Consider the following 25,876-nt stretch of genomic DNA (forward strand, 5'->3'; position numbering starts at 1 on the left):
CGCCCGAACCACGACTGAGGAGAGCCGCATGACCGACCTGCGACAGGTCTTCGACGATCTGATCCGCTTCGAGACCGTGCTGTGGAACGACGTGGATGCCCGACTCCAGAGCGAGGCGAACGTGTCACTCGGCAACGCGAATATGCTGCTCGTCGTCGACGGGACGCCGAACTGCCGTGTGCAGGACATCGCTCGGGCGCTGGCCATCACCGTGGGCGGCACCAGTCAGGCGGTTGACCGACTGGAGAAGGCCGGGTGGTGTGTCCGTGCGCCGCACCCGCACGACCGACGATCCTCGATCGTCGAGCTGACGGATGCCGGTGCCGCGGTGCTGAGACAGGCGACTCCGGTCTTCGACGCTGCCGTGAAGCGTCTGCTCGGCGAGCCACTGGCACCGGATGCGCTGGGCCGGTTCGCGGACTCGCTCCACAGCCTGAGGAACAACGCCGCACACGTCATCGAGAACGGGACGGACAACGCGTGAGCGCGATCGAGAACGACATCATCGCGGAAGGCGACACCGGTGATCCCGAACTCGTCGGAGCAGCCGCTCACTCGATCGGTGTCAGCGCCTGCTCGAACACGTAGTCGTCTTCCCAGCGACCGCCCACGAAAAAGCGTTTGATGCCGACGCGAGTGAACCCGCTCTTGGCGTAGAAGCGCTGCGCCCGCTCGTTCTCCTGGTTCACACCCAGCCAGATGCCCACCGCCCCACGCTCGCGCGCCGCGTCGATGGATGCCCGCATCAGCGTCGCCGCGACACCCTTGCCGTGATGGCCGGGCAGCACGTAACACTTGCTCAGCTCGCTGGCCGGGCGCAGCGTGATCGCGGCGGCGACATCCGCATCGTGGGGCTCGCCGAAGACGATCATCGTGTAGCCGATCGGCTCGCCGTCCTGTTCGGCGACGAGCACGAGCCGTTCCCGGTCGGCGAGGTAACTCCGGAACGCGGATGCCGACAGATGCTCGAGCACGAACGTCGCCGCGGCCTCCCTTGTCGTATGCGGAGGGCACGCGAGCGGGAACGTGACGGCGGCGACGAAGGCCAGGCTGTCGGCATCCGTCGCCGATGCCCGACGGACCGTCGCTTCACTCATGCGATGAGAGTAGCCGACCGTCACGTTCGGGCCGCGCTCACGCAGCGGTCGTACAGATCCAGGATCTCGCCCTTCCCGTTGCGGTCGACCCACGCCTTCGCTGCGACATCGAGGCAGGCGAACGCCGTCGCGATCATGGCGCGAGCCATCAGGTCCGCGTCACCAGGCGATCCGTGCAGGCGGGACGCGATGAGCGGCAGCGCACGCTCGTGGAACCGCAGTTGCTTCTCGAGCCAGCCGGCACGCAGCGACGGCGTGGCATAGAGAACGCGGAAACGCTGCAAGGCCTGGTGTCGGCTCTCGTGCAGCTCGAGCGCAGCGGCGATGCCGGTTCGCAGCGCTTCCCAGGGACCGGCGTCGGCCGGCAGCTCGTCGATCGCGGCCGTCAGCGCCCGCACGAAGCGGTCGGGATCACCGCCGAGCAGGTCTTCCTTCGTGCCGAAGTAGCGGAAGAGCGTGCGCTGGGAGACTCCCGCTTCGTGAGCGATCTGTGCGACAGTCGTCGCCTCGTAGCCCTGCTCACCGAACAGCCTGAGCGCCGCCTCCAGAATCTCCCGGGACGCGAGCTGCCGGGAGCGATCCCATAGCGTCCGGGGCGCCGTCGCCTCGCCGTTCGTCATGGCGCCAGCCTAGTTCACTGCCATCTGGGCGTTCTCCCGCAGGTTGGCAGTGACTGTCAGGATGACGTACGCTGTCTGCGCCACCCCTGAAGGCGTCCCATGACCAACGCCCGACTAGCCCACGACCAACAGCGATCCACCGACAACCTCCAGAGCAGGAGCACCTCGTGTCTCAACCCACAGCGTTCATCACCGGCGGAACCAGCGGTATCGGCAAGGCGACCGCACAGCTGCTCCACTCTCGCGGCCACCGCGTGGTGGTCACGGGGCTCTCCTCCGTCGAGGATGCCGGGCTCCCCGACGATGTCGCCGTGCTTCGAGCGGACGCCCGGTCCGTGCCCGACATCGCCCGCGCGCTCAGCGAAGCCCGCCGACGACTCGGCGGGCTCGATCTACTCTTCCTCAACGCCGGTATCTCTCATCCGGGTCCGATCGAGTCGACCGACGAAGACGCCTTCGACGCGCTGTTCGACGTCAACGTCAAAGGGACGTTCTTCGCCGTGCAGAAGGCGCTTCCGTTCCTCAGCACGGGAGCCTCGGTCGTGATCACCATCGGTGCAGGCGAGGGAGTGGGTGCCGCCATGACCGCGGCCAAGGGAGCCTTGCTTCCCCTCATGCGCTCCCTCGCCCTCGAGCTCGCTCCCCGTGGCATCCGCGTGAACGCCGTCAGCCCGGGGATCATCGACACTCCGGTCTACCGAAAGCTGGGCATCTCCCGCGACGCGATGGCGTCGTGGGCCGGGAGCGTGCCACTCGGGCGCATCGGTACCCCCGCTGAGGTCGCCGAAGCCGTGGCCTTTCTCGCGTCGGATGCCGCGCGCTACATCACCGGCGACAACCTCACCGTCTCGGGCGGCCTAGGAGTGCATTCCGCGGCGTGATCACCGCGTGGCGTGATCGCTGCCCAGGTGATCCAGGTGATCGTTGCCGCCTGCGTGATCGCCGCAGGATCGCCGCCCTGCCCGATCGCGTACGGACGAATCGGCCGTGCCGTCCGCTATTCCGGACGCCGCGGCCTCCCGTGGGGCCATATCGCACACCTAGGGTGGAAAACGGATGCCTGAAGCAGGCGACGCCGCCCGCTCGCCTCGCGCACGGGCATCCGCGACTCTTCGTCGAAGACGACGCCAGAAAGGACTCCGATGAGCGACTACGCCGTTGTCAATCCCGCGACGGGCGAGACCGTCAAGGAATACCCCACGATCACGGACGACGAACTGCGCGACGCCATCGCACGCGCGGATGCCGCCTACCGCAGCTGGGGTCGCACGACGACTCCCGAGGAGCGCGCGGCGATCATCCGTCGGGTGGGCGACCTGCATTCCGAGAGGCGCGACGAGCTCGCCGCGATCATCGTGCGTGAGATGGGCAAGCCGATCGAGCAGGCCTACGGCGAGGTCGACTTCGCCGCGGACATCTACCGCTACCACGCCGACACGGCACCCGAGCTGCTGAAGGACCAGCCGATCGACCTGCTCGCCGGCGAGGGCACGGCGGTCATCCGGCACAGCCCGCTCGGTGTGATCCTCGGCATCATGCCGTGGAACTTCCCCTATTACCAGGTGGCGCGCTTCGCCGGTCCGAGCCTGATCATCGGCAACTCCGTGCTGCTCAAGCACGCTCCCCAGTGCCCGGAATCGGCGCTCGCTATCGAGAAGATCTACCGGGACGCCGGCATGCCGGACGGCGCGTACATCAACATCTTCGCCACGAACGAACAGGTCGAATGGGTCATCGCAGACCCGCGCGTGCAGGGCGTCTCGCTCACCGGATCGGAGCGCGCCGGTTCGGCGGTCGCCGCCATCGCGGGTCGCAATCTGAAGAAGGTCGCGCTCGAGTTGGGCGGCTCAGACCCCTTCATCCTGCTGTCGGCCGATGATCTGGACAAGGTCGCCGAGGATGCCGCCGCCGCCCGTCTCGACAACAGCGGCCAGTCCTGCAACGCCGCCAAGCGCTTCATCGTCGTCGACGACCTGTACGAGCCGTTCGTCGCGAAGCTGACGGCCAAGCTCGCCGAGTCGCAGCCGAGCGACCCGACTCGCGAGGATTCCAAGCTCGGCCCGCTCTCGTCGGCGACCGCCGCGCACCGGCTACAGGAGCAGCTCGACCGCGCTGTCGCTCACGGCGCGAGTCTGCATGCCACGGGAGAGCGGAACGGCAACTTCTTCGCGCCGATCGTGCTCACCGACATCGCCGAGGACAACCCGGCTCGACGCGAGGAGTTCTTCGGCCCTGTCGCTTCCGTGTACCGGGTCGCGAACGAGGATGAGGCGATCGAGGTGGCCAACGACATCCCGTTCGGTCTCGGTTCTTACGTGTACACGACCGACCCGGAGCAGGCGCAGCGCGTCGCCGACAAGATCGACGCCGGCATGGTCTTCGTCAACGTGGTGCTCGCCGATGGCGCGGAGCTGCCGTTCGGCGGCGTGAAGCGCTCGGGGACGGGCCGTGAAATGGGGCGCCTGGCCACCGACGAGTTCGTCAACAAGAAGCTGATCCGCGTGGTCTGAGGCGCACGACCTCGACGGGTGCACGACGTAGAAGTGCGTACAACGTAGAAGGGAGGGACCGGCTCTTCGAACCGGTCCCTCCCCGAGCGCTTTCCGCGAGAGTCAGTGCCTCCCGTTCGCCAGTGAGTGCGCCAGGTCGAACGACACCGCGCCGAGCCCGGTCACGTCGTCGTATCCCTTCTGCGTGGTCAGCGACGTGTCCTGATCGAGCGTCATCAGGAACGAGCGCCCGCTCGTCGCGCTCGTGTACACGACGGCGACCGGCTGGCTCGTGGGTGCGACGTCGCGGAACGAGGACGGCGACACTCGGTCGAGCAGGTACAGCGTCGGGTTCGCGAACCCGATCGTGGTGCGCGTCAGCTGCTGCGCGAGAGCCATCTGCGCCGCCGTCAGCGGTGAGGCCAGTGACGTGCCGCCGTAGGTCTCGTTGACGTAGTCACCGGTCTCGAGCGTCGTGTCGTCGATGATCGGACGGATGCCGATCTCGAACCCGGTGTAGGGATCGGCGAGCGCCGACAGATCCGGTGAGACGCGCTTGCCGTGCGAGAGCGAGTACGGGACGACGCCCCGCTGGTAGGCGGGCTCGGCGTTCACCGCGCTCACACCGCCACCGGCCCCTCCGGCGAAGAGCGAGCCGGGAAGCGGGTCGGTGTACGAGAGCGAGCCGTCGGCATCCTTCTGAATCACGTCGGCCTGCACGCCCCAGCCGACCTCCATGGCCAGCTTGCCGTTCTGGTCGACGCCGATCGCCGTTCCCCCGACCGAGGTGACGTAGGGCGAGGATGCCGGGAAGTCCGGCGACGCGTATCCGAGGCTCGCGACCTCGTCGCCGTTGTCGCCACTGGAGAAGTAGAGCCCGATGCCCTCGGCCGCGGCCTGGATGTGCAGATTCTGCTGACCTGCGATGACGTCGGTCGGCACGTCCTCGCCGACATCGCCGTAGCTGTTGCTGACGATGTTCGCGAGCTTGTTGTCGAGAATCTTCGACATCGCGATGTCGAGACCCCCGCCGCAGTTGAATCCGCCGACGTACAGGATGTTCGCCTTCGGCGCGACGGCGTGCACCGCCTCGACGTCGAGCGTCTGCTCACCCTGCCAGCCGCTGGGCTCTTGGCAGAGTTCCTGGTCGCTGAACTGGCTGGTCTCCGGCACGATCTGCCGGTACTGACCGCGCGCGAGCGTCGGCTCGCCGTTCTGCGTCGAGTACTGGTTCACATCGGACTCGATCGACGGAGACGCGTACGCGTCGATGATCGCGACCGTCTGGCCTCGGCCGTTGATTCCGCGCTTCTCCCACGTGTCCAGGCCGTACGCCGAGCGGATCTGGCTGGGCACGTATCCGCAGATGTTGGTCGGATACGACGTGGTGCCGTTGTAGGCCGGTGGCACCGTCGCCGTGTTCTCGCCCCAGTAGGTGGAGCACGGCGCGTCAACGGTCGGGGTCACGGCCTCACGCATCTGCCGTTGCGGCGTCGTCGGGCCGCTCGTCGAAGCGATGTCGCCCTGCTTGATCGAGTCCGGCCGTGTCAGCATGCGCGACTGGTCGATGCTGACGGCGCTGACGGATGTTCCGACATCCGCCGGCAGTGACGGCGCGGCCGACGGAGCGACCAGCTGGCGCTCGTCGTGCGAGTAGGTGTGCAGGGTCGTGCCGAACGCGGCATCGAGCTGGTCCACCGTTCCGCGGTACACCACGTACTGGCGGCTGTCCGGGGTCCCCGTGATCGTGAGCCCTTGACGCTTCAGATACGACACCACGGCGTTGTAGGTGTGCTGCGTCGGCGAGTAGCGCGCGATCCATTGCCGCGGGTTGAGCCAATGCCGATACTGACGGTTGCCCGGACTCGAGACGGCGATCGCGAGGTTCGCGGCGCCCCTCTCGTCGCGCAGGTTCAGGTAGAGCTCCCCTTCGACGGTGGCGTCTGCGGCAGCAGCGCCGCTGTCGTTGGCGCTCGTCGCCCAGGCGGGCACGGAGCCCGCATAGTCGACGCGCGAGGCGGCGTTGGCCGCCGGAATTCCCGTGGCGGACAAAGCGATGATGCTTGCCCCCGCGGCGAGGATGGCCGTGGCGCGCCTTGTGAGCGCGCGGCGGTCGGCCCGTGTCGTCATCCGATTCCCTTCGATTGGACTCGCGCGCCGCCCGATCGACGCGCGTGATTCGGACACTATGCCCGCCCATATGACCCCCACAAGGGGGACATAAGGAGAGCGGCTCCGGATAGGCGGAGAACGGCACGGCATTGCCGCGCGAGAAGGGGGATTCGCGGCGCGAAGCCCAGGCGCGAACGGCCACGAACGACGCACCGCCGACGGCACGAGACGACGAAAGGCCCCGCCGAAGCGGGGCCCTTCTCTGCTCTGCGTCGAACCGCAGAATCGGCTAGATCGCGTTGACGTCCAGCGGGATGCCCGGGCCGAACGTCGTCGACACCGCACCCTTCTGGATGTAGCGGCCCTTGGCGGCTGACGGCTTGAGCCGCACGACCTCTTCGAGCGCCGTGTTGATGTTCTCCGACAGCTGCTCGGCGGTGAAGCCCGCCTTGCCCACGACGAAGTGCACGTTGGCGTGCTTGTCGACGCGGAACTCGATCTTTCCGCCCTTGATGTCGGAAACGGCCTTGGCGACGTCCGGCGTCACGGTGCCGGTCTTCGGGTTCGGCATGAGGCCGCGCGGGCCCAGCACCTTACCGAGACGACCGACCTTGCCCATGAGCTCGGGGGTCGAGACTGCGGAGTCGAAATCGGTCCAGCCTCCCGAAACCCTCTCGATGAGCTCGTCGCCGCCGACCTCGTCCGCGCCGGCGGCGATGGCCGCCTCGGCCGCGGGGCCGGTCGCGAAGACGATGACGCGGGCGGTCTTGCCCGTGCCGTGCGGAAGGATGACGGTGCCACGCACCATCTGGTCCGCCTTGCGCGGGTCGACGCCCAGCTTGAGCGCCACCTCGACAGTGGAATTGAACTTCGACGAGCCGGTCTCGCGCGCGAGCGCGACGGCCTCGTCGGGGGTGTACAGCTTGCCGTCCTCGATCTTGGCGGCGGCGGCCCGGTAGGCCTTGGACTTCTGTGCCATGGTTCTGACCTACCTTTCCTACTCGACCGTGATGCCCATGGAACGGGCGGTGCCCGCGATGATCTTGGATGCGGCATCCAAGTCGTTCGCGTTCAGGTCGACGAGCTTCTGCTCGGCGATCTCGCGCACCTGAGCGGCAGTGATCTTGCCGACCTTCGTGGTGTGCGGAACGCCCGAACCCTTGGCCACACCCGCAGCCTTCTTGATGAGTTCCGCGGCCGGCGGCGTCTTGAGCACGAACGTGAACGAGCGGTCCTCGTACACGGTGATCTCCACCGGGACGACGTTGCCGCGCTGCGACTCCGTCGCGGCGTTGTACGCCTTGCAGAACTCCATGATGTTGACGCCGTGCTGACCCAGCGCCGGGCCGATCGGCGGGGCGGGGTTGGCGGCGCCGGCCTTGATCTGAAGCTTGATCAGACCAGTGACCTTCTTCTTCGGTGCCATCTAGCTTTCCTTTCCTCGAGAGGATGCCTGAGCATGCTCTCTCCCACGGATCCCGGCCTTTCCGGGGCGTGGTTGTGGCTGCGCGAATGCGCAAACCACACAATCTTACCCGATTCCGAGCGGCCCCAGGTACGACGAGGGCCGGTCGCCCCGATGGCGGCCGGCCCTGAGCAGGAGTGGCTCGTCTACTGCTTAGTGACCTGGTCGAAGCTGAGCTCGACCGGCGTCTCGCGCTCGAAGAGCGAGACGAGAACCGTGAGCTTGCCGCTCTCCGGCTTGATCTCGCTGATCGATCCGGGCAGGCCCGCGAACGAGCCCTCCTTGATGGTGATCGTCTCGCCGATCTCGAAGTCGACCTCGATCGGAGCCGCGTGCGTCGTGGCCTTCTGGCCCTTCGTCGCCGCGGCCTTGCCGGTCGCCACCGGCTCGACCTGTACGAGCGACTTCAGCATGTTGAACGCCTCATCGAAGCGCAGCGGCGTCGGGTTGTGCGCGTTGCCGACGAAGCCGGTGACGCCGGGCGTGTGACGCACGACCGACCAGCTGTCTTCGTTGAGATCCATGCGCACGAGCACGTAGCCGGGGATGCGCACGCGGTTGACCATCTTGCGCTGGCCGTTCTTGATCTCGACAACGTCTTCCATCGGCACCTCGGCCTGGAAGATGAAGTCCTCCATGCCCATGGATGCCGTGCGGTTGGCGAGGTTCTGCTTCACACGGCGCTCGAAGCCCGCGTAGGAGTGGATGACGTACCACTTGCCCGGCAGCATGCGAAGCTCGCGCTTGAACTCGTCGTAGGGATCGACCTCGACCTCGGGCTCGGCTGCCTCGGGCTCGGCGCCCTCCGCCGCGGATCCCTCGGATTCGCCGTCCTCTTCTTCTTCGTCTTCGATCGCCTCGAAGGCCGCCTCCGCCTCGTTGGCGTCGTCGATCTCCAGTGCGTCGTCCACCGCGGCGTCAGCCTCGGGGTCGGCGGTCTGCGCGATGCGATCGAGCACGGCATCCAGATCGACGTCGTTTCCGTCGGCATCGGTCACATGCAGCGCCTCGCGCTCAGCCGCGTCCACCGACTCCTCCTCGGAGGCGAGCCGGCTGCCCTCCTGCGCCTCGTCGTCCTCCGACGACTGCTCGGCAGCGGTCGCCCAGTCCACGTCGTCGCGCTCTCGTTCAGACACTTAGCTTTCCCAATCCATTCCTGTTGTTACGCGGTACGACCCGCGCCGCCGTCTCGTCCTGGCCGTCTCGCCCCGCGGCCGTAGCGGCCGTCAGGAGTTCGAACCGAAGACGAGGATGACAAGCCACCCGAAGAACTGATCGAGCCCGAACACGATGGCCATCATGATGATCACGAAGACCAGCACGACACCCGTGTAGCTCAGCAGCTCTGTGCGGGTCGGCGTGACGACCTTGCGGAGCTCGCCGAAAACCTGCCGGATGAACAACGCGATCCGAGAGAACGGGTTGCGCTTGGCATCCCGCTCCTTCTTGGCGTTCGCGACGACGTCCTCGCTGGGTTCGTCGATGACTTTTCGGGCCACCTCATACCTTTCGTGGGTCGGAGCCACAGCACCGACTTGCAGGGCGGACAGGACTCGAACCTGCAACCTGCGGTTTTGGAGACCGCTGCTCTACCAATTGAGCCACCGCCCTTCGGTCAGAAATCCGCCGGCGTCTTCACGCAGAGCCCCACACCGTGACCATCGGGCCCGGGAGAAAATAGGCGCAAAAAAGCTTTGCTGATTTCAGCAACCTCGGTCAAGTGTAGGTGACGCGCGCCCGCTTGTGCAAAGCGTGGCAAGCGCTCACAGCAGCCGCCGTGCCAGGGCCCACGCCGTCAGCTCGTGCCGCGATGACAGCTGCAGCTTGCGCAGCACAGCGGACACGTGCGTCTCCACGGTCTTCACGGAGATGAACAGTTCGCCCGCCACCTCTTTATAGGAGTATCCGCGCGCGATGAGACGCATCACCTCGCGCTCGCGCACCGTGAGGCGGTCCAGCTCGTCGATGCTCTCGGCTTGTTCTCCGGTCGCGGCACCGAAGGCATCCAATACGAATCCCGCCAGGCGCGGCGAGAACACGGCGTCGCCGCCGGCCACCGCGTACACGGCCCGCGTCACCTCGGAGCCCGAGCTGCCCTTGGTGATGTAGCCGCGCGCGCCCGCCCGGATGACGGCGACGACGTCTTCGGCGGAGTCCGAGACGCTGAGCGCGAGGAATCGCGTGCCGGGCACCGCAGGTGCGGCACGGCGCACCACCTCGGCGCCGCCTCCCCCGGACCCACCGGGCAGATGCACGTCGAGCAGCACGACGTCGGGATGCAGCCGAGTGATGATCTCGACTGCACTGTCGACGGCATCCGCTTCCCCCACGACCCGGATGCCGTCACCCAGGTCGGCTCGCAGCCCCGAGCGGAAGATGGAATGGTCGTCGACGATCACGACCGTGACCGGCTCCGGGCGATCGACGCTGATCTCCGCCTCTCCCCCGTCGTTCACTCTGCCTCGCCTTCGTCGTCGTACGCCAGGTGCAGCCGCACCTCGGTTCCTGCACCGCCCGCTCCGGGACGTACGGATGCCGACCCGCCCGCACGACGCATCCTTCCGATGATCGACTCCCGCACTCCCATCCTGTCGGCGGGGACGTCGTCGAGCGCGAAGCCGGGCCCGCGATCGCGCACGAACACGTCGACGCCGTCACGCGCGTTCTCGATGTAGACGCTCACGTCGCCGCCGGCGTGGCGGGCCGCGTTGAGCATCGCCTCCCGTGCTGCCGCCGCCAGTTCGCCGCCCGACCGCTCGCGGCTCTCGCCGACCGCGACGACGTCGAACCGCACGGCGTGGTCGAGCTCGAGCACCGCGGCGGTGTCGCGCAGGTCCGTCACAAGATCGGAGTCGATGCGCCGCTCTCCCGAATAGAGCCAGTCGCGCAACTCGCGCTCCTGAGCCCTAGCGAGCCGCGCGACCTCGCTGGATGCCCCGGCCCGCGTCTGGATGAGCGCCAGCGTCTGCAACACGGAGTCGTGCAAGTGCGCCGCGAGCTCGGCACGCTCTTCCTCGCGCACGCGCTTCGTACGCTCGGCGATGAGCTCGCGCCAGAGCCCCAGCGCCCAAGGGCCGGCGAGCACTCCGGCGCCGGCGAGCAGCGCGATCACGAACAGCACCCACGCCCAGCCGGGCGCAGCCGCTCCCCAGACGAGCGGGCCGAGCACGCCGACCGCCACCAGCAGTGCGCCGCTGACGACACGCAGCCAACGGGCGGCGGTCTCGGTGCGCGGTGCAGTGGCATCCACGAGCTGGTCCCAGGCGACGGCGCCCGCGGCGCAGACGATCACCCCGGTCAGCGGCGGCACCAGCGCACTGCCTCCGACGGCTCCGGCGCGGAAGCCACCGCCGAGGGAGAACACGACGAGCGCGAGCACTGCAGCGATCGCGAAGAGCGCCCACGGAACGGCGACGCGACGATGCACCAAACCGTGCGTGCCGGGCTCTGCAGGCTCGAGCGGGGTCATCGCCCACAGCCAGGCATAGAGCAGGATGCCCGCTCCACCGCACAACGCCAGCCCGGCCGCAAGCCACCGCGTCGCCCGCACGCTCCAGCCCAAGTGCAGCGCGACGCCCGCGCAGACGCCGCCGAGCACGCATTCCCGCGGGCGCGCGAGCGGCGGCCGTTGCACGCGGGCGCGCGGCGGAATCGGGCTCGTGGACATACAGGCATCCAATCATTGACAGGTCCTGCCGAGCGCTCCCGGGGGTGGATCTCAGGGACGGATCAGGGGCATCCCCCATCGCGGAGCGGCACGTCGTTCCGGCACGATCGAAACATGCCTGATCACACCACGCACTCCGAGCAGCCGGCCGACATCGGATCGGCGCCGACCAACGGCGCCCGATTCTTCGGATGGCTGCGCGGTCTCGGGCTCATCCGTCAGAACGGCTGGATCGGCGGCGTCTGCGGCGGCGTCGCTGCCCGGCTCGGCATCGACCCGATCATCGTGCGCGGCATCGCCGTCGTGATCGCCGTGCTCGGCGGCCCGGCCTTCCTGCTGTACGCGGCCGCCTGGCTGCTGCTGCCCGATGCACACGGCGACATCCATCTCGAGCGTCTGCTGCGCGGAGCCTTCGACCCGCCGATCATCGCGATCATCGTGATCGCCCTGTTCTCGTTCCTGCCGTTCGCGCAGGGCTTCTGGTGGGCGGGCGCCCAGTTCTGGGACGGACTGTCGTGGCTCTCCTCCTTCGGCCGTGTGCTCTGGTCACTGCTCGTCGTGGCACTCATCGTGGCCGTCATCGTCTGGGCCGCGCGCAACGGTCGCATCACCGACGAATCGCGGAGGCCATCTCGGCCCGCTCCCTATTACCCATCGACTTCACCGACTGATGCCGGTGGCGGCGCCGCGTCTTCGGCTTCCGCGAGCGCCGCCCCGGCATCGACACCGCCCGCCGACCCGGGCCGCGCCACCGACGCGACCACCGCCTCGTCCGCAGCGGCCGACGCGTTCACGGCGGCGAGCACGAGCACATCCCCGGGTGCGCCGACCGCGGGCGCCGACGACCTCGCCGCATGGCGAGCCCAGCAGGATGCCTGGAAGTCCGACTACGCCGCATGGACCGCGCAACAGGCCGACGCCCGCGCGATCCGCCAGCAGCGCTCCGCCGATAACAAGGCGCAGGCGCAGGCGCTCGCCGCCGAGGCCCAGGCCGCGCGGCTCCGGCGGAAGGTCGCGAACCCACGCACGAGTGCCGCGTACGTCTTCATCGCGCTCGGCGCCGCGCTTATCGCTTCCGGCATCGGTGCCGCGATCGCACTTTCCGGTCCGGCAGCCGACTACACGGTCGCGATCGCGCTGGCGGTCGCCACGGGCATCATCGGGCTCTCGATCGTGACCGCGGGCATCCTGCGGCGGCGCAGCGGGTTCCTGACGTTCGTCTCGATCGTGCTGGTCCTCTGCACCGCCTGCGCGGCCGTACCGCCCCGAGGCCACGTGCTCACGATTCCTGCGGCTTCGTATTGGAACGCGCAGAACGTTTCGATCTACCAGCCGATCGGCGGCACGGAGCTGTCGTACGACACGGTCGGCGAACACCGCGCGGATGTCGTGCAGGGCCTGGGAACGGTCACCGTTCTTCTGCAGAGCGGAGTGAGCGCCCGCGTCGAGGTGACGCAGCGCTCGCACGGCGGCGACATTGATGCCATCCGGTTCGACAACGATGCGCACAGCCACGCCGTGGATGCCGTTCGGACGACGGATGACGGCGCGTGGGTCTACCGCTTCGGGTCGGGTGCACCCGACGTCGATGTGCGCATCGAGCAGGGCATCGGGAACGTGACGATCGAGTACTTCGAGCCGAGCGCATGACGACCGACGACCGTGCGCTCCGAGACGGCACCCCTCCACTGATCAACGATCACGACTTGCACGAAGGAAGAACGGCGATGAACGAGAACGACCAGCGCGACGAGCGGGCCGACGAGGACACCGGCCGCGAACCCGCGACCCAGAGGGATGAGGACGACGCCTCCGATCAGAGCTCCGGCAGCGTGGACGCGGACACCGAAGTGCTGAACGACACGGTCGGCGGATCGCGGCAGACGCATGCCGCAGCGAGCGCGGATGCATCCGGCTGGCCCTTCGGCACCGGACCCGTTTCTGCGGTTCAGACCGCGGACGGGGCGGCGGCGCCGCCATCCTCGCGGTTCGCGACCGGAACGACCGCAACCGGCCTCGCCGCATCCGCCACGACCGCGGACGTGCCGCGTCCCCGGGTGCGCGTCGGCGCCATCGTGTGGGGCGCACTCGTTCTCGCTTTCGCCGTGGCCGTGCTGCTCGTCGACGGCACGGATGCCGGTCGCAGCACGTTCGACGCGTGGCAGGCATCCCTCACTCCCGCCGGATGGGCCGTGACCGGCATCGTCGCGCTCGGCGTCATCGTGCTGCTCATCGCGGGCACGTCGGCGATCCGGCGAGCGCAGCGTCACGCTGCTCGGCGCTAGAGCCCCGCTGCCCGGCGCTGGGCAAGCCTTCATTCCCGAGACGGCGATCGCGCGACGAGGCTGCGGGTGTGCCTTCGCTCTCGTCGGACCAGTGCTGTTTCGAATCCCTCAGAGCTCGACGCCCACCAGCACCGGCTCCGGTCGTAGCACGACTCCGAACTCCGCCTGCACGCGCGACTGCACGAACGACGCGAGCTGTGCGATCTCGGCAGCGGATGCCCCGCCGCGGTTCGTGATCGCGAGCGTGTGCTTGCTCGAGATGGCGGCCCGCGATCCGGGGAGGCCGAAACCGCGGGAGATGCCGGAGTGCTCGATGAGCCACGCCGCGCTGAGCTTGACGCCTTCGGACTCCGCGCGCCGCCGGCGGAACTCGCGGTCGACCGCGGCCTCGGCCAGGAGGCCGACCGCGGCGCTCTCCTCCGCCGACTCGCCGTCGAGGGATGCCACGAGGTCCGGCTCCTCCGGCGCCAGGGTCCAGCGCGGGGCATCCGCGGGAAGGGTGCGCGCGAAATGCTGCGACACGATCGGATTCGTGAAGAACGAGCCGGCGCTCACCGAGTCGGGATCGTCGTCGTCGAGCACCATCCCCTTGGACGCCCGCAGCGACAGTACGGTGCGTCGCATCTCGCCGAGGGAAACTCTCGTCCCCACTTCGACCGCCAACGCGTGCGCGAGCTGGGCGTAGGCGATCGGCTCGCCGAGCGCTGCCCCCACGTCGGGCCGCTGAGACAGCTCGAGCTCGACCGCGACGACGACCCCGTCGAGCCCACGCTTGAGCACGGAGGTACGGTACCCGAGCTCGAGGTCTGGGGCGGTGAGGCGGCGTACGGTGCCGGTCGCGGCGTCCACGAAGTCGACCGCGACGAGCACCGACGACAGCTCCTGACCGTACGCGCCGATGTTCTGCACGGGTGCGGCACCCACGCTGCCCGGGATGCCAGACAGCGCCTCGATCCCGGCCCACCGGTTTCGCACGGCGTACGCCACGAGCCCGTCCCAGCTCTCGCCCGCCTGCACGCGCAGCCGCACGGCATCCGGACGCCCGTCGCTCGCGACCCGTTGGATTCCGCTCGTCGCGATGCGGATCACGGCACCGTCGAATCCGTCGTCGGAGACGATCGTGTTCGAGCCTCCGCCGAGCAGCAGCACCGGCTCTCCCGTCGCGTAGGCATGCGAGGCGAGGGCGACGAGCTCCTCCTCGGTGGTCGCCGTCACGAGGTGAGGGGCGGGACCGCCGACACGCATCGTCGTGAGGTCGGCGAAGGTCGGCACCGCTTCCGTCACGCCAGAGACACCCAGGCCTGGGCCTTGCCGAGCACGGTCTGCCCGCCGGCACTCGCCGTGATGTCGATGCGCACGCGCGAGGAGTCGGCGTTGATCACCCCGACCTTGGCCGTGAGTGACAAGGTCGCGCCCTCGATCGGGTCCACAACCACGGGACGGGTGAAGCGCACCTGGTAGTCGACGACGCGTGCCGGATCGCCCACCCAGTCGACGACCGGTTGCACCGCGATGCCCATGGTCAGCATCCCGTGCGCGAGCACGCCCGGCAGGCCGACCTGCTCCGCAATGTCGTCGCGGTAGTGAATGGGGTTGAAGTCTCCGGATGCCCCGGCGTAGCGAACGAGAGAATCGCGCGTGATGCGGTGCTCGGCCCGCGCGACCTCATCGCCGACGGAGAGAGAAGAAAGGTCGGGGATCACGGGCATCAGTCCTCTCCTCGCACGACGAGGGTGGAAATGGTGGTCACCACGTGCCCGCCGTCGGCGTCACGGATCTCGGTCGCCGCCGTCACCATCGAGTTGCCGCCGAGCGACTTGATCGACGTCACCGTGAGCTGCGCCGTCAGCTCGTCGCCGGCCACGACCGGGCGGCTGTACTCGAAGCGCTGGTCGCCGTGGACGACGTGCGAGAAGTCGATGCCGGCATCTTCGTCGCCGAGCAGCTGTTCGAGGGTGTGCTCCTGTACGACCACCGGAAACGTGGGAGGAGCGACGACGTCCGCATGGCCTGCGGCGCGCGCGGCCTCGACATCGAAGTGGACGGGAGCGGTCGCGAACACCGCCCGTGCGAACTCGCGCACCTTTTCTCGTCCGACGAGATAGGGGGCGGTCGGCGGGTAGGTGCGACCCTGAATCGCGGGGTTCACTGGCACGCGTTTCATTCTGTCATCCCGCTCTTTCCTCCCGCCGCCTCATCCCACCATTCGTCCCCGCGATCCCACCGCATCCCGTCTCAAAGTCAATAAATGCGCATTGCCGCACACCGATGCGCGTTTCTTGACTTCGAAACCGACGTCGTTGGCGGCGGATGGGCACGCAGCGGCGCAGGATAGGTTGCCCGGATGAAATGGATTCTCTACGACGTCGGTGGCGTCCTCGAAATCGTCGATGATCACAGCTGGCCCAAGGCGCTGGAGAGAAGCTGGAGCGCCCGCCTCGGCTTATCAGCCGAAGACCTACGTGCTCGTCTGGATGGGGCCGCTCTACCCGACACGACGCTAAAGACCGGTGTTGCAGACGAATACTGGAGAAAGTTCGGTGCCGCACTGGAAGCCGATGACACTGATGTCGCGGCGATGAGGGCGCAGTTGTGGGATGCCTACTGCGGCGAAGCGAATGGTGAGCTTCTCGATCACGCGCGGTCACTGGGTGGTCGGGCCGGGTTGGCCATTCTGTCGAACTCCGGTGACGGTGCGCGTGAAGAGGAAGAGCGACGTTTCAGTTTCTCGTCGATTTTCGATCCGATCTGCTACAGCCATGAACAAGGAGTGGCAAAGCCGGAAGCCGACGCGTACTTGACCGCTCTCAAGCGAATGGGAGCATCCGCCGAGGACGTCCTCTTTATCGATGACAACGAGAGCGCGATCCGAGGGGCGGAACGCTGCGGAATCCGCGCGACTCTCCATCGCGATAACGCGACGACGATCGCGGCAATCGAACACTTCCTGGCGAGCTGACTGGTCATGCGGACGAGCCGCAGGCGGATCACCATGGATCGAAGTTCCTGAAGGTTTGGGTTGATGGTGCCGTCCCCACCCCTGACAGCCTCTTCTACGCGGCTTCCCTGACGAAACAGGTGATCGGTTTGCTGGTCGCAGTCGCAGAAGATGCCGAGGCGACTGAGTACCCTTGCCCCGTGCGGCCGCCTCATCGATATGAAACGAATCCGTTGCGTCTTCGAGTCGGCGGAATGACACGCTCCGAACTGTTAGGAGAGCTGCGCTCCCGCGGCGTTCTGCTCAACTCGTACGCCGAAACTCTGATCAATCACGCGGTCTTCGATCTACGACAGCGCGAGGAGGTCGGCATCGTCGAGCGCAATGTAGGTGATCTCGGCTTCAGCACCGGAGCAACTCTGCCGCAAGTCTTCGCCAGGGCACACGAGCACGGGCTCGAACCCTGCCCTGCCGACACCGGCCCGTACCTCAGACTCATGATGACGTGGCAGGCAAACGCACCGGATTCGGTGCTCTCGGCGGGCAGATCACCGACGGGAGCGCTCAAAGTCGCGTGCGCGCCGGTCAGCGACGACGTTGCTTTCCCGAGAGGCTTCTACCTTCGCGTGGTCGACGGCCAGCAGTGGCTTCGAGGATTCCGCTGCGATGACGAGTACCTGTTCTCACCCGAAGACCGGTTCGCCTTCCGCGTACCCGAGATGCGTCAGTAGCGGATCCCTTACGTGCATGTTGCGGAGACGGATCGCGGCCGGCGGGTGCGGTGTCGATGGTGCTGGTCGTTCATGCCGCCCCATGACGAGGTGTTCGTCACAGCCCACGTGTACCGACCGGGCGGCTCGAGACGCGAAATCGACACGGAAAAGCCCCCGGCGTCGTGCCGGGGGCTTCAAGGTCTGTCAGTGCAGCGTGCCTACTGGCAGCTGTCGCACTGCAGAAGGTCCATCGGGTCGACGGGAACTGCGTAGCCGCCGACGCTGTCATTTTCGTAGTCCATGATGACCTCCCCTGAGTAGTGCTTTTCGGAACGGTTTCACTCGGTCCGCTTCCTCACGTTCCGAGTGTTTCGGCCGGCCCCTCATTGATTCCGGCCACCCCATCCCGTGCGGTGTTCACACACTATATAACGTGAATCACACGGATGTCATTCCACTACATGTTGTGTTTGGAGAATTTTTCGCACTGTCGTCGAAACGCTACCCGAGACCCCCGACAATCCGCGGATCGCGACCGCAGCTGCAGCTCGGATCCGTTCGAAAGGCGGCGTGTCGCGAAAGGTGGCGACCGGCGTGTCGCGGAGGCGCGCACGGGCTTGTCGCGATGGAGGCGCACGAGCACGTGAGCGCATCCGTTGTCCCCCGACTAGGGCACGGCAACCCCCTCCCGAATCGTTCGGATCATCGCTACAGTCGAAATCGGGTTCATGTACCGATTCGGGTTCGAGTACATTGGGGGGCCGATTTTGGATCGCGCCGAGGCACTTCCGCCGCGGCGACTGCTGCGTCTGCTGCTGTGCGGGCTCGGCGTCGCCGGCGGCCTTGTGCTGCTCGGCCTCACGCTCGGCGCCCACTCGGCCTCGGCCGATGAGCCGGGCTCGCCGCCCGCGTCGAGTTCCTCGAGCTCCGGATCCGGGCTTCTCGGCACCGTCGGGTCGCTGGTCGGCACCGTCACGACGCCGGTCACGAACACGGTCGACACCGTGACCTCGACGGTCACTTCGGTGGTGGCCCCGGTCACCGAGGCGCTTCCCGCTCCGGTGCAGCACCTCGTGCAGCCGGTGACGGATGCCGTCGGCTCCGTCACGAGTTCGGTCTCCGTCACGCAGACACTCGCTCCGGTCACCGAGACGGTCGACCAGGTCGCCGGTTCGGTCCCGGTCGTGGGTTCGACCTTGAGTTCCACGCTCGGATCGGTTTCCGGTGTCACCGACCCTGTCGGGGGTGTCGTCGACCAGGTCGTCGGCGACGTCTCGAACACGACGGGAACGATCCTCGGGCCGACGGGTCCCACCTCGTCCGACCCGAGCGGCACGACTCCCGGGGACGGTACCAACGACGGCGGTTCGTTCGGCGGTCAGCCGGGCGCAGACATCCCCGTGGGCACAGTCGCCGGCGCGGCGACGAGCACGGTCGCGGCGTCTACGGCGACCTTCGCAGCGGCGTTCTCCGGCATGTCGGCAGCGGTCGCCGCGGGAGGTGCCGCCGTGCCGGGAATGGCATCCGGAGCGCCCGGCATTCCGGTGGGTCCGGGTGGCGATCCCGGATCGCCGAACGCGCCGGCCAGCAGTTCTTCGACGTCGTCGGGGGCACGTTCCGGCAGCGGTCCGGGCGGCATCGCCTCCCTTGCCGCGTCCCTCGAGAACGCGCCAGCCTCGGTCCCGGTGCTCGTCGCGGGCACCTCGGCGAACGACGACAGACTTCCTTCGACTCCGACGTACGACACCGACTCGACTCCTGACTGAGCGGGACCGCTCCGCCCCGACGTGCACTGGGCATCCGATGATGCTGCACGCCAGAGGGTGGAAGACGGTCCTCGAGTCTCCCCGCGCGCAACGGCACTGCCGGCGCTGAAAGCACGGCACTGCCGGCGCTGAAGGGGAGCGACGCAACGCTCTTTCAAGGAGTCACATCATGAATAAAATCGTGTCGAGGGGGCTGTGGTTCACAGTCATACTCGGCGGTCTCTCACTGGCGGGCATCGGCGCGGCGAACGCCGCCGAGCCCTCCACGAGCGGCGGCGACGGAGTAGCTTCCGGCGACGTGCTCGGCATCAACCTGAACGCACCCATCTCGTTGGTGGGCAATGCCATCGGCGGCCTCGGCGACGCGCTCTCGGGCGGGACGACGACGGCACCGGCGACATCCACGGATGCCTCGGCATCGGATACCTCGTCCACCGCGTCCGCGCCCGTCACCTCGGGCAGCGGCGGAATCGCTTCCGGCGACGTCGTCGCACCGACGGTGAGCGTGCCCGTCTCCATCTCCGGGAACGCGGTGAGCGTGGCCGGGGACTCGACGAGCTCCGACGCGACGACGACGGCATCTGGTTCGTCGGCCGCCTCGCCGGGCGACTCGGCGACGACCAGCGGTGACGACAGCCTGCTCGGTGGGCTCGGGGCACCCGTCACGGTCAACGCGCCGATCACGGTGAGCGGCAACGGCATCAGCGTGCTGGGCGACTCGACATCCGACAAGGCGGACACGTCGAACAGCACCGGGGGAACCGCGGCCGACGCAGCGACGGCGAGTACGAGCGGCACTGACAGCGTGCTCGGCGGCGCTCTGCTGCCGATCGGCGTGAACGCGCCGATCACGGTGAGCGGCAACGGCATCAGCGTGCTGGGCGACTCCAGCACATCGGACCCGCAGACCGCCGTGGCGTCGGAGCCGGCCGGTTCGGGCGGTTCGGGCGGCACGACGAGCGGCGATGACGGCCTGCTCGGTGGTCTGCTCGCCGATGTCGGCGCCAGTGCGCCGGTCACCGTCGGCGGCAACGCCATCAGCCTGGTCGGCGACTCGACCAGTTCGCACGCCTCCACCGCGCCTTCGGGCTCATCGGCGGCAGACGGATCAGGCGGCAGCACCAACGGCGACGACAGCGCTCTGGGCGGCATCGCTGCGGATGTCGGCGCGAGCGTTCCTGTGACGGCCGGCGGCAACGCCATCAGCCTGATCGGCGACTCCACCGCATCGGGCGCGACGACCGGCGTCGGCTCGTCCGACCCGGGTGGTGCCACGACGGGTGACGACAGCGTGCTCGGCGGCCTCGTCGGAGACGTCGACGCCAGCGTCCCTGTCACAGTCGGTGGCAACGCCATCAGCGGGCTCGGCGACGCCACCGCGACGGGCACGACCACCTCGGTGAGCCCGTCCAGTGCGGCCGACGGCTCCGGGGCATCCACAAGCGGTGACAGCGGCGTGCTCGGCGGGCTGCTCGCCGACGTGAACGCCGGCGTTCCGGTCTCCGTGAGCGGAAACTCCATCAGCGGAATCGGCGATGCCGCGACGAGGGGTACCACCACCACGGTCGGCGACGGCGTGGACGGGACCGCGGGCACGACCTCCGGCAACGGCGGCCTGCTCGGCGGGCTGCTCGGCGATGTCGGCGTCCAACTGCCCGTGACGGTGGGCTGCAACGCCATCGGCCTGGTGGGCGACTCGGCGACGAGCGGCTGCGCGACCGCGGTGTCCGACCCGGGCACGCCGGGGACGCCGGGGACACCGGGAACTCCGGGAACGCCCGGAACCCCGGGAACACCTGGCACGCCTGGCACCCCGGGAACTCCGGGTACGCCCGGAACGCCGGGAACTCCGGGTACGCCGGGAACCCCGGGCGGCATCATCCCGGCGTCCTCTGTGACGCCCGTGGCGATGTCCAGCGCGGCCGTGGTCAGCGACTCGAGCTCGCTGGCCGACACGGGGTCGAACCTGTTCGGCGGACTCTTCGCCGCGCTGTTCGTCCTGCTGGCCGGTGCGGGCGTGCTGCTGTTCGCACGTCGGCGCACCCTGCGGGCCTGATGGTCTGCTGAGCACCACCGATGGCGGATGCCGGCGCACAGCCGTGAGGCTTGTGCCGGCGTCCGCCGCCGGCGTCCTTCATCGGCCCGCGTCTGCCTTCGCCCGGCGTCTGCGTGGAAGACGACGGTTCCCGAGAGCATCCGGCCACTCGAACGTCATAGGCACTCGACAGGCGGCGCGTCCTGCGGAACGGTGCAGATCACCCGAATCAGCCGAACACCGCCATCACGCCTGGATGACCGACAGCACGTTGCCCGCTGGATCACGGAACCAGGCGATGTCCGGTCCCCACTCGGGATTGTTCGGACGGGCGATGCCCTTCGCGTCGGTCGGGAGTTCCGCGTCGGAATAGATCTTCGTGACGACTCCGGCCGCATTGAGCGCGTCGACGGCGGCATCGATGTCATCGACCACGAAGTTGAGGATCGTGAACGACGCCGGCGCATGGTCCGCCTTCGCGTATACGAACACCTCCGCGCCGCTCGGCAGCGTGATGCGGATGCCCATGTCACCCTCGTCCTCGACCGCCAGTCCCAGCGCGGTGCTGTAGAAGGTGCACGCCGCCTGCAGGTCGTCCACGCTGAAGCCGCTGAACGAGTCGATCGCACTGAACATGGTCTCTCCTTCGGTCCTGGTTGCCGTGCCTTCGGCCCTGGTTGCGGTTCAGCGTATTCCGCGCCCGCGCTCTGCGCCTCAAGTCGCACGAAGTGGGCCGAAATGACAGTTGGGCGCCCGATTTGCGCGACGTGAACTCGATGGCCGAGACTTCGGTCCTCTCGCGGCTGTGCCCGGGGGACGCAGCAACGGCGCCGGGAGACGCGACCAACGGCGGGCTCGGCCGAAAAACAACACAGCCCGACGGGCCGAGGTTGTCGGCTCATCGGGCGGGATGGGGTAAGCGGGCGAGTTGTGAATGGGCCGCTTGCTCACCGCCCCCACGAAGAGCAATGAACGGCCCAAGAGCAAGCTTGGCCCTGGCACTCAGGCATTGTCAAGCAATGTGACAGGCACAACATGCCCGATGACGTGCCCTTTTCGCGGGCCGCAGGGCGGCGGCGACCTTCGACTCACGACGCTCGATCCGAAGTGCCGAGCACGAACCACCAGGGTCCCGAACCGAGCGACGCGAGTCGAAGGAGGGCGCGATCAGTCGCGCAGGTCGAGCCAGCGGACCTGCTCGTTGGTGAGCGAGACATCCACCCCGGCCATCGACGTGCGGGTCTCCTCGATGCTGCGCGGCCCGAAGAGCGGGAACGTCGGGAACGACTGCGCGAGAACGTAGGCGAGCGCGACGGCGGTCGGCGCGACATCCAACTCGGATGCCAGTTGCCGGGCCCGCGCGAGCCGCTCGAAGTTGCCGTCGCTGTAGTAGCAGCGCACCAGTTCTTCGTCGCTCGTGTTGTCGCGGTCGGCCCGGGCGAAGAACCCACGGGCCTGCGACGACCACGGCAGCAGGGTGGTGCCGGTGGACTCGAGCCACTCGCGATCCGCGTCGTCGGTGACGTAGCGGCATCCCGCCCACGGTACGTCGAGCGCGTGCGCCAGACCGAAGTGATCGCTCAGCGCCGAGAAGCGCTGCTTGCCGTTGGCGTCCGCATAGGCGAGCGCCTCCTGGTACCGGGCGATGGACCAGTTCGAGCCGCCGAACGCGCGGATGCGCCCGGCCCTGACCTGCTCGTCGAGCACGTCGACGAACTCCCCCACGGGAATGCCTTCGTTGTCGCGGTGCATCAGGTAGAGGTCGAGGTGATCGGTCTGCAGACGGTCGAGGGTCTCGTCGAGCTGACGCACGATGGACTCCGGGTCGCAGTGCGGAGTGTGTGCACCCTTGCCGATGATGACGACGTCGTCGCGCACACCGCGGTTCGCGACCCACTGGCCGAGCAGTCGCTCCATGAGCCCGCCGCCGTAGATGTAGGCGGTGTCGAACGCGTTGCCGCCGCGCTCGACGAAGTCGTCGAACATGGCGGTGGCGTGGCCGAGCGTCGTCTGGTTGTCGACGCCCATCACCAGCCGCGACACGTCTTTGTCGAGTCCCGGAATGCGCCCGTACGGCATGGTGGCGCTGCTGCGCCGCTTCGGCGCGTGGCCGCTCGCCGGCGGGATGTTCGCGCTCGCGGCTTCGAACGGATACTCCAGCCCGATCGCAGCGCGCCACTGGTCGAGCGCACGGGCATTGCCGAGCGTGTCGGCCCAGCTCATGTTCGGACTCTGTCCCTCGGCGGCGTACTCAGCGACGGCATCCGCCTGCAGCGCGTACTGGAACGCGGGATCGACGCTGATGCGCTCCGGCTCGGCGTCGGCGCGTCGCACCTCGACGAAGGTCGGCTCGGTGGTGCTCGGCAGCCAGGGCTGCGGCACGATGATCTGCCCGTTCGAACCACTCACGACGACGCGGTTGTCATCATCGACCCGAACTCCGCACGTGACGTGCGCGGTGATGCCCGAAGCGAAGACGAGGGATGCCGTCGCCCACTCGTCCACGCCCGTCGCGCCGACTGTTCCCTTGGCCGTGAGCGACACCGGGTCGGCGAACAGCGCGCCAGTCGCGGCGCCCGCGACGAGCCGGGAGATCGAGACCGGATACCCGCCCACGTCGAGGATGCCTCCGCCGGCCAGACTCGGATCCATCAGACGGTGGTCGGCCGGAGCGTTCGTGCGGAACGAGAACGCGGCATCCACGTGTTGCACCTCGCCGATCGCGCCGTCGGCGACGAGCTGGGCGAGCAACAGAGTCTGCGGGTGAAAGCGATACATGAAGGCCTCGGCCAGGTACCGCCCGTTGCGGCGAGCAGCCTCGACGACCGCCATGGCACCGGCGTGGTCCACCGAGAGCGGTTTCTCGCAGACCACGTGCTTGCCGGCATCCAGTGCCTGGATGGCGAGGCGCACGTGCTGCGTGTGCACCGTCGAGATGTAGACGGCGTCGACCTCGGGGTCGGCGAACAGGTCGTCATACGACTCGTGCACGCGGATGCCGCCCGGAGCCTTCTCGAACTCCGCCGCGAACGCGCGTCCGCGCTCTGGGCTGCGGCTGGCCAGCGCGACCAGCTCACCGGTGCGACTGTGCGGCAGCTGCTCGGCGAAACGGTGGGCGATGCCGCCCGGTCCTGCAATGCCCCAGCGAACGTGCTGCAGCGGCTCGGCCATGGGATGTTCCTTACGTCGTCGTCTATGGGCGGGCGCGAGCACCCGCCGTTCAGGAGGAGTGGACCGGTCTCGACTCGAAACCGTGAACGTTCACGGTCAGTGAGATTACCAGTACTATTCGGATCATGGCAACGGGTCGGGGCGCAGGGGGAACGAATGAACCCGGAACCCGATCCGGCGACGCCGCCGCGCACGAACGCGACAGGAACCGCCCCGCCACCATCAACGACGTGGCCGCGGCCGCCGGCGTCTCGCGCCAGACCGTCACCCGCGCGATGAACGACCTCCCCGACGTGAGCGCCGCGACGAAGCAGCGCGTGCAGCATGCCGCCTCCGCTCTCCACTACCGACCCAACCGCGCTGCGCAGCGGCTCGTGCGCGGCGGCGACGTCACCATCGGGTTCGTGGTCAACGACCTTCGCAACCCGTACTACCCCGAACTCGCCTCGGAGCTGACCCGTCTCGCGGCCGAGCACGACTGGGCCGTGATGATGACGGACCTCGGCGGACCGCACGGAGACGACCGTCTCGACGCCCTGCTGCGCCGGGTGGACGCCGTGATCGGCCACCTCGCCCGCCAGGCTCACGAGGGCCTGACCTCCCGGGTTCCGACAGTGCTGCTCGACGACATCCCTGCCGGCGGCGCGACGGTGGAACTGGACTTCGCCGGCGGAATGCGGGATGCCGTTGCCCACCTGGCCGCGACCGGTCGCCGCCGCATCGCGATGATCGACCCCATGCAGAAGCCGTCCACGCGGTTCCGCATGCTCGGTGCCGCTCTGAGCGGGGTCGGGCTGGCACCCGCGCGGCGTGTCACCGCGGAGGCGACGCACGAGGGCGGGTTCGCCGCTGCCGGGTCGCTGGCCCGCGAGCGCGCGACGTCGCCCTCGCCGATCGACGCCGTGGTGTGCTTCAACGACCTGCTCGCGGTCGGGGCGCTCGGCGGATTCGCGCATGCGGGCATCCGCGTGCCGCAAGATGTGGCGGTGATCGGCATCGACGGGCTCGACATCGGCGAGCTCGTCACGCCGCGTCTCACCACGCTGGCCGTCGACCGCCGCGCGCTGGCCCGGCACGCCGTCGACCTCGTGGCTGCGCTCTTGCGCGGCGAGTCCGGCGAGCACCTCTCACGCCGAGTGGAGCACTCGCTCGTGCTGCGCGACTCCGCCTAGCTGTGATGTCCAGGGACGTTGTTTCGGTGACTTGGCTTTGAGGAGTTGAGGGGCGAGGACCTCCGGTTGTGAAGTGGAGCTATTGAGTTCAACCGCTTCACGAACCTGGAGGCCCTCGTGTCCCACGCTAATGCTGCCCTGACTCCGCGTGCCCGGCTGCGGCTGGCGCGCTTGATCGTCGAGGACGGGTGGCCGCCGTCGGTCGCGGCGAAGATGTTCATGGTCTCGCCCGTCACCGCCCGAAAGTGGGCAACCCGACTGCGCTCGGAAGGGCCGATCGGGATGGCGGATCGGTCCAGCAGGCCGCGGTCGATGCCGACGAAGACGCCACTGCCCCAGGTCAAAC

The 25,876-nt window shown here is 68.2% G+C and carries 25 protein-coding genes and 1 tRNA gene; 11 read left to right on the top strand and 15 right to left on the bottom strand.

All coding sequences use genetic code 11. The annotated features are described in order from the left end of the window. Positions 1–28: 28 nt before the first annotated feature. Positions 29–484 (top strand): MarR family winged helix-turn-helix transcriptional regulator, encoded by a 456-nt coding sequence (locus tag H623_RS0116180; RefSeq protein WP_022901974.1) that lies wholly within the window; start codon positions 29–31, stop codon positions 482–484. 67 nt (positions 485–551) lie between these two features. Here the strand turns inward: H623_RS0116180 and H623_RS0116190 are convergent, their stop codons facing one another. Continuing rightward, positions 552–1,097, bottom strand: a complete 546-nt coding sequence (locus tag H623_RS0116190) for a GNAT family N-acetyltransferase (RefSeq protein WP_026940464.1) — start codon at positions 1,095–1,097, stop codon at positions 552–554. A 20-nt stretch (positions 1,098–1,117) separates the two neighbouring features. Continuing rightward, entirely contained in the window at positions 1,118–1,717 is a 600-nt protein-coding gene (locus tag H623_RS0116195) for a TetR/AcrR family transcriptional regulator (RefSeq protein WP_022901977.1), read from the bottom strand. Positions 1,718–1,884: 167 nt separating this feature from the next. Here H623_RS0116195 and H623_RS0116200 point away from each other — a divergent pair, with 167 nt between their 5' ends. After that, entirely contained in the window at positions 1,885–2,598 is a 714-nt protein-coding gene (locus H623_RS0116200) for an SDR family NAD(P)-dependent oxidoreductase (protein WP_022901978.1), read from the top strand. Positions 2,599–2,859: 261 nt separating this feature from the next. After that, positions 2,860–4,227, top strand: coding sequence for an NAD-dependent succinate-semialdehyde dehydrogenase (locus H623_RS0116205; protein ID WP_022901979.1), 1,368 nt, complete (start codon positions 2,860–2,862; stop codon positions 4,225–4,227). A gap of 102 nt (positions 4,228–4,329) precedes the next feature. On the opposite strand, the gene H623_RS0116210 is transcribed toward H623_RS0116205, so the two are convergent. The 8 genes from H623_RS0116210 to H623_RS0116245 all read right to left on the bottom strand — a co-directional run bounded on the left by H623_RS0116210 (position 4,330) and on the right by H623_RS0116245 (position 11,450). Further along, positions 4,330–6,336, bottom strand: a complete 2,007-nt coding sequence (locus H623_RS0116210; protein WP_022901980.1) for a S53 family peptidase — start codon at positions 6,334–6,336, stop codon at positions 4,330–4,332. A 271-nt stretch (positions 6,337–6,607) separates the two neighbouring features. After that, a complete protein-coding gene (gene rplA, locus H623_RS0116215; RefSeq protein ID WP_022901981.1) occupies positions 6,608–7,297 on the bottom strand; it encodes a 50S ribosomal protein L1 in 690 nt (229 codons plus the stop codon). Between the two features lie 18 nt (positions 7,298–7,315). Then, the gene (gene rplK / locus H623_RS0116220; protein ID WP_022901982.1) at positions 7,316–7,744 is read right to left on the bottom strand and encodes a 50S ribosomal protein L11; all 429 of its coding nucleotides are present in this window, start codon (positions 7,742–7,744) and stop codon (positions 7,316–7,318) included. 185 nt (positions 7,745–7,929) lie between these two features. Then, positions 7,930–8,919: a transcription termination/antitermination protein NusG gene (gene nusG, locus H623_RS0116225; protein WP_022901983.1), complete on the bottom strand. Its 990-nt coding sequence runs from the start codon at positions 8,917–8,919 to the stop codon at positions 7,930–7,932. A 90-nt stretch (positions 8,920–9,009) separates the two neighbouring features. Further along, the gene (gene secE, locus H623_RS0116230; protein ID WP_026940466.1) at positions 9,010–9,282 is read right to left on the bottom strand and encodes a preprotein translocase subunit SecE; all 273 of its coding nucleotides are present in this window, start codon (positions 9,280–9,282) and stop codon (positions 9,010–9,012) included. Between the two features lie 39 nt (positions 9,283–9,321). Further along, a tRNA-Trp gene (locus tag H623_RS0116235) sits at positions 9,322–9,394 on the bottom strand. Between the two features lie 152 nt (positions 9,395–9,546). Next, entirely contained in the window at positions 9,547–10,239 is a 693-nt protein-coding gene (locus H623_RS0116240; protein ID WP_051143297.1) for a LuxR C-terminal-related transcriptional regulator, read from the bottom strand. Beyond that, entirely contained in the window at positions 10,236–11,450 is a 1,215-nt protein-coding gene (locus H623_RS0116245) for an ATP-binding protein (RefSeq protein WP_026940468.1), read from the bottom strand. The genes H623_RS0116240 and H623_RS0116245 overlap by 4 nt, the downstream gene beginning before the upstream one ends. A 114-nt stretch (positions 11,451–11,564) precedes the next feature. Between H623_RS0116245 and H623_RS20575 the strand changes: the two genes are divergently transcribed. After that, complete coding sequence (locus H623_RS20575) at positions 11,565–13,100, top strand: PspC domain-containing protein (RefSeq protein WP_022901985.1); 1,536 nt, start codon at positions 11,565–11,567, stop codon at positions 13,098–13,100. 77 nt (positions 13,101–13,177) lie between these two features. Continuing rightward, positions 13,178–13,735: a hypothetical protein gene (locus tag H623_RS0116255; RefSeq protein ID WP_157561012.1), complete on the top strand. Its 558-nt coding sequence runs from the start codon at positions 13,178–13,180 to the stop codon at positions 13,733–13,735. Positions 13,736–13,843: 108 nt separating this feature from the next. On the opposite strand, the gene H623_RS0116260 is transcribed toward H623_RS0116255, so the two are convergent. Genes H623_RS0116260 through H623_RS0116270 form a run of 3 tightly spaced genes read right to left on the bottom strand, consistent with a single transcriptional unit; the run spans position 13,844 to position 15,890 of the window. After that, on the bottom strand, positions 13,844–15,019 hold the full coding sequence (locus H623_RS0116260; RefSeq protein ID WP_026940469.1) for a UDP-N-acetylmuramate dehydrogenase: 1,176 nt from the start codon (positions 15,017–15,019) through the stop codon (positions 13,844–13,846). After that, positions 15,016–15,444 carry a MaoC family dehydratase gene (locus H623_RS0116265; protein ID WP_022901988.1) on the bottom strand — a complete coding sequence of 143 codons (429 nt, stop codon included), beginning with the start codon at positions 15,442–15,444 and terminating at the stop codon, positions 15,016–15,018. Before H623_RS0116265 ends, H623_RS0116260 begins: the two co-directional genes overlap by 4 nt. Continuing rightward, a complete protein-coding gene (locus tag H623_RS0116270) occupies positions 15,444–15,890 on the bottom strand; it encodes a MaoC family dehydratase N-terminal domain-containing protein (RefSeq protein WP_026940470.1) in 447 nt (148 codons plus the stop codon). The genes H623_RS0116265 and H623_RS0116270 overlap by 1 nt, the downstream gene beginning before the upstream one ends. A gap of 189 nt (positions 15,891–16,079) precedes the next feature. Between H623_RS0116270 and H623_RS20580 the strand changes: the two genes are divergently transcribed. The 4 genes from H623_RS20580 to H623_RS22100 all read left to right on the top strand — a co-directional run bounded on the left by H623_RS20580 (position 16,080) and on the right by H623_RS22100 (position 21,208). Then, positions 16,080–16,694, top strand: coding sequence for an HAD-IA family hydrolase (locus tag H623_RS20580; protein WP_022901990.1), 615 nt, complete (start codon positions 16,080–16,082; stop codon positions 16,692–16,694). A gap of 233 nt (positions 16,695–16,927) precedes the next feature. Continuing rightward, positions 16,928–17,404 (top strand): hypothetical protein, encoded by a 477-nt coding sequence (locus H623_RS0116280; RefSeq protein WP_245559015.1) that lies wholly within the window; start codon positions 16,928–16,930, stop codon positions 17,402–17,404. Positions 17,405–18,114: 710 nt separating this feature from the next. Next, positions 18,115–19,152 carry a hypothetical protein gene (locus H623_RS0116285; RefSeq protein WP_022901992.1) on the top strand — a complete coding sequence of 346 codons (1,038 nt, stop codon included), beginning with the start codon at positions 18,115–18,117 and terminating at the stop codon, positions 19,150–19,152. A 169-nt stretch (positions 19,153–19,321) separates the two neighbouring features. After that, the gene (locus H623_RS22100; protein ID WP_157561013.1) at positions 19,322–21,208 is read left to right on the top strand and encodes a beta strand repeat-containing protein; all 1,887 of its coding nucleotides are present in this window, start codon (positions 19,322–19,324) and stop codon (positions 21,206–21,208) included. A gap of 225 nt (positions 21,209–21,433) precedes the next feature. On the opposite strand, the gene H623_RS0116295 is transcribed toward H623_RS22100, so the two are convergent. Together H623_RS0116295 and H623_RS0116300 are read right to left on the bottom strand one after the other, a co-directional pair. Next, positions 21,434–21,823 (bottom strand): VOC family protein, encoded by a 390-nt coding sequence (locus H623_RS0116295; protein ID WP_022901994.1) that lies wholly within the window; start codon positions 21,821–21,823, stop codon positions 21,434–21,436. Between the two features lie 531 nt (positions 21,824–22,354). After that, a complete protein-coding gene (locus H623_RS0116300) occupies positions 22,355–24,358 on the bottom strand; it encodes an aldo/keto reductase (RefSeq protein ID WP_022901995.1) in 2,004 nt (667 codons plus the stop codon). Positions 24,359–24,483: 125 nt separating this feature from the next. Here H623_RS0116300 and H623_RS0116305 point away from each other — a divergent pair, with 125 nt between their 5' ends. Both H623_RS0116305 and H623_RS21570 read left to right on the top strand, forming a co-directional pair. Further along, the gene (locus H623_RS0116305; protein ID WP_022901996.1) at positions 24,484–25,530 is read left to right on the top strand and encodes a LacI family DNA-binding transcriptional regulator; all 1,047 of its coding nucleotides are present in this window, start codon (positions 24,484–24,486) and stop codon (positions 25,528–25,530) included. A 117-nt stretch (positions 25,531–25,647) separates the two neighbouring features. After that, a partial coding sequence (locus H623_RS21570) for an IS481 family transposase (protein ID WP_022901997.1) occupies positions 25,648–25,876 on the top strand: 229 nt, incomplete at its 3' end.

The organism is Humibacter albus DSM 18994, assembly GCF_000421825.1.
Lineage (GTDB): Bacteria > Actinomycetota > Actinomycetes > Actinomycetales > Microbacteriaceae > Humibacter > Humibacter albus.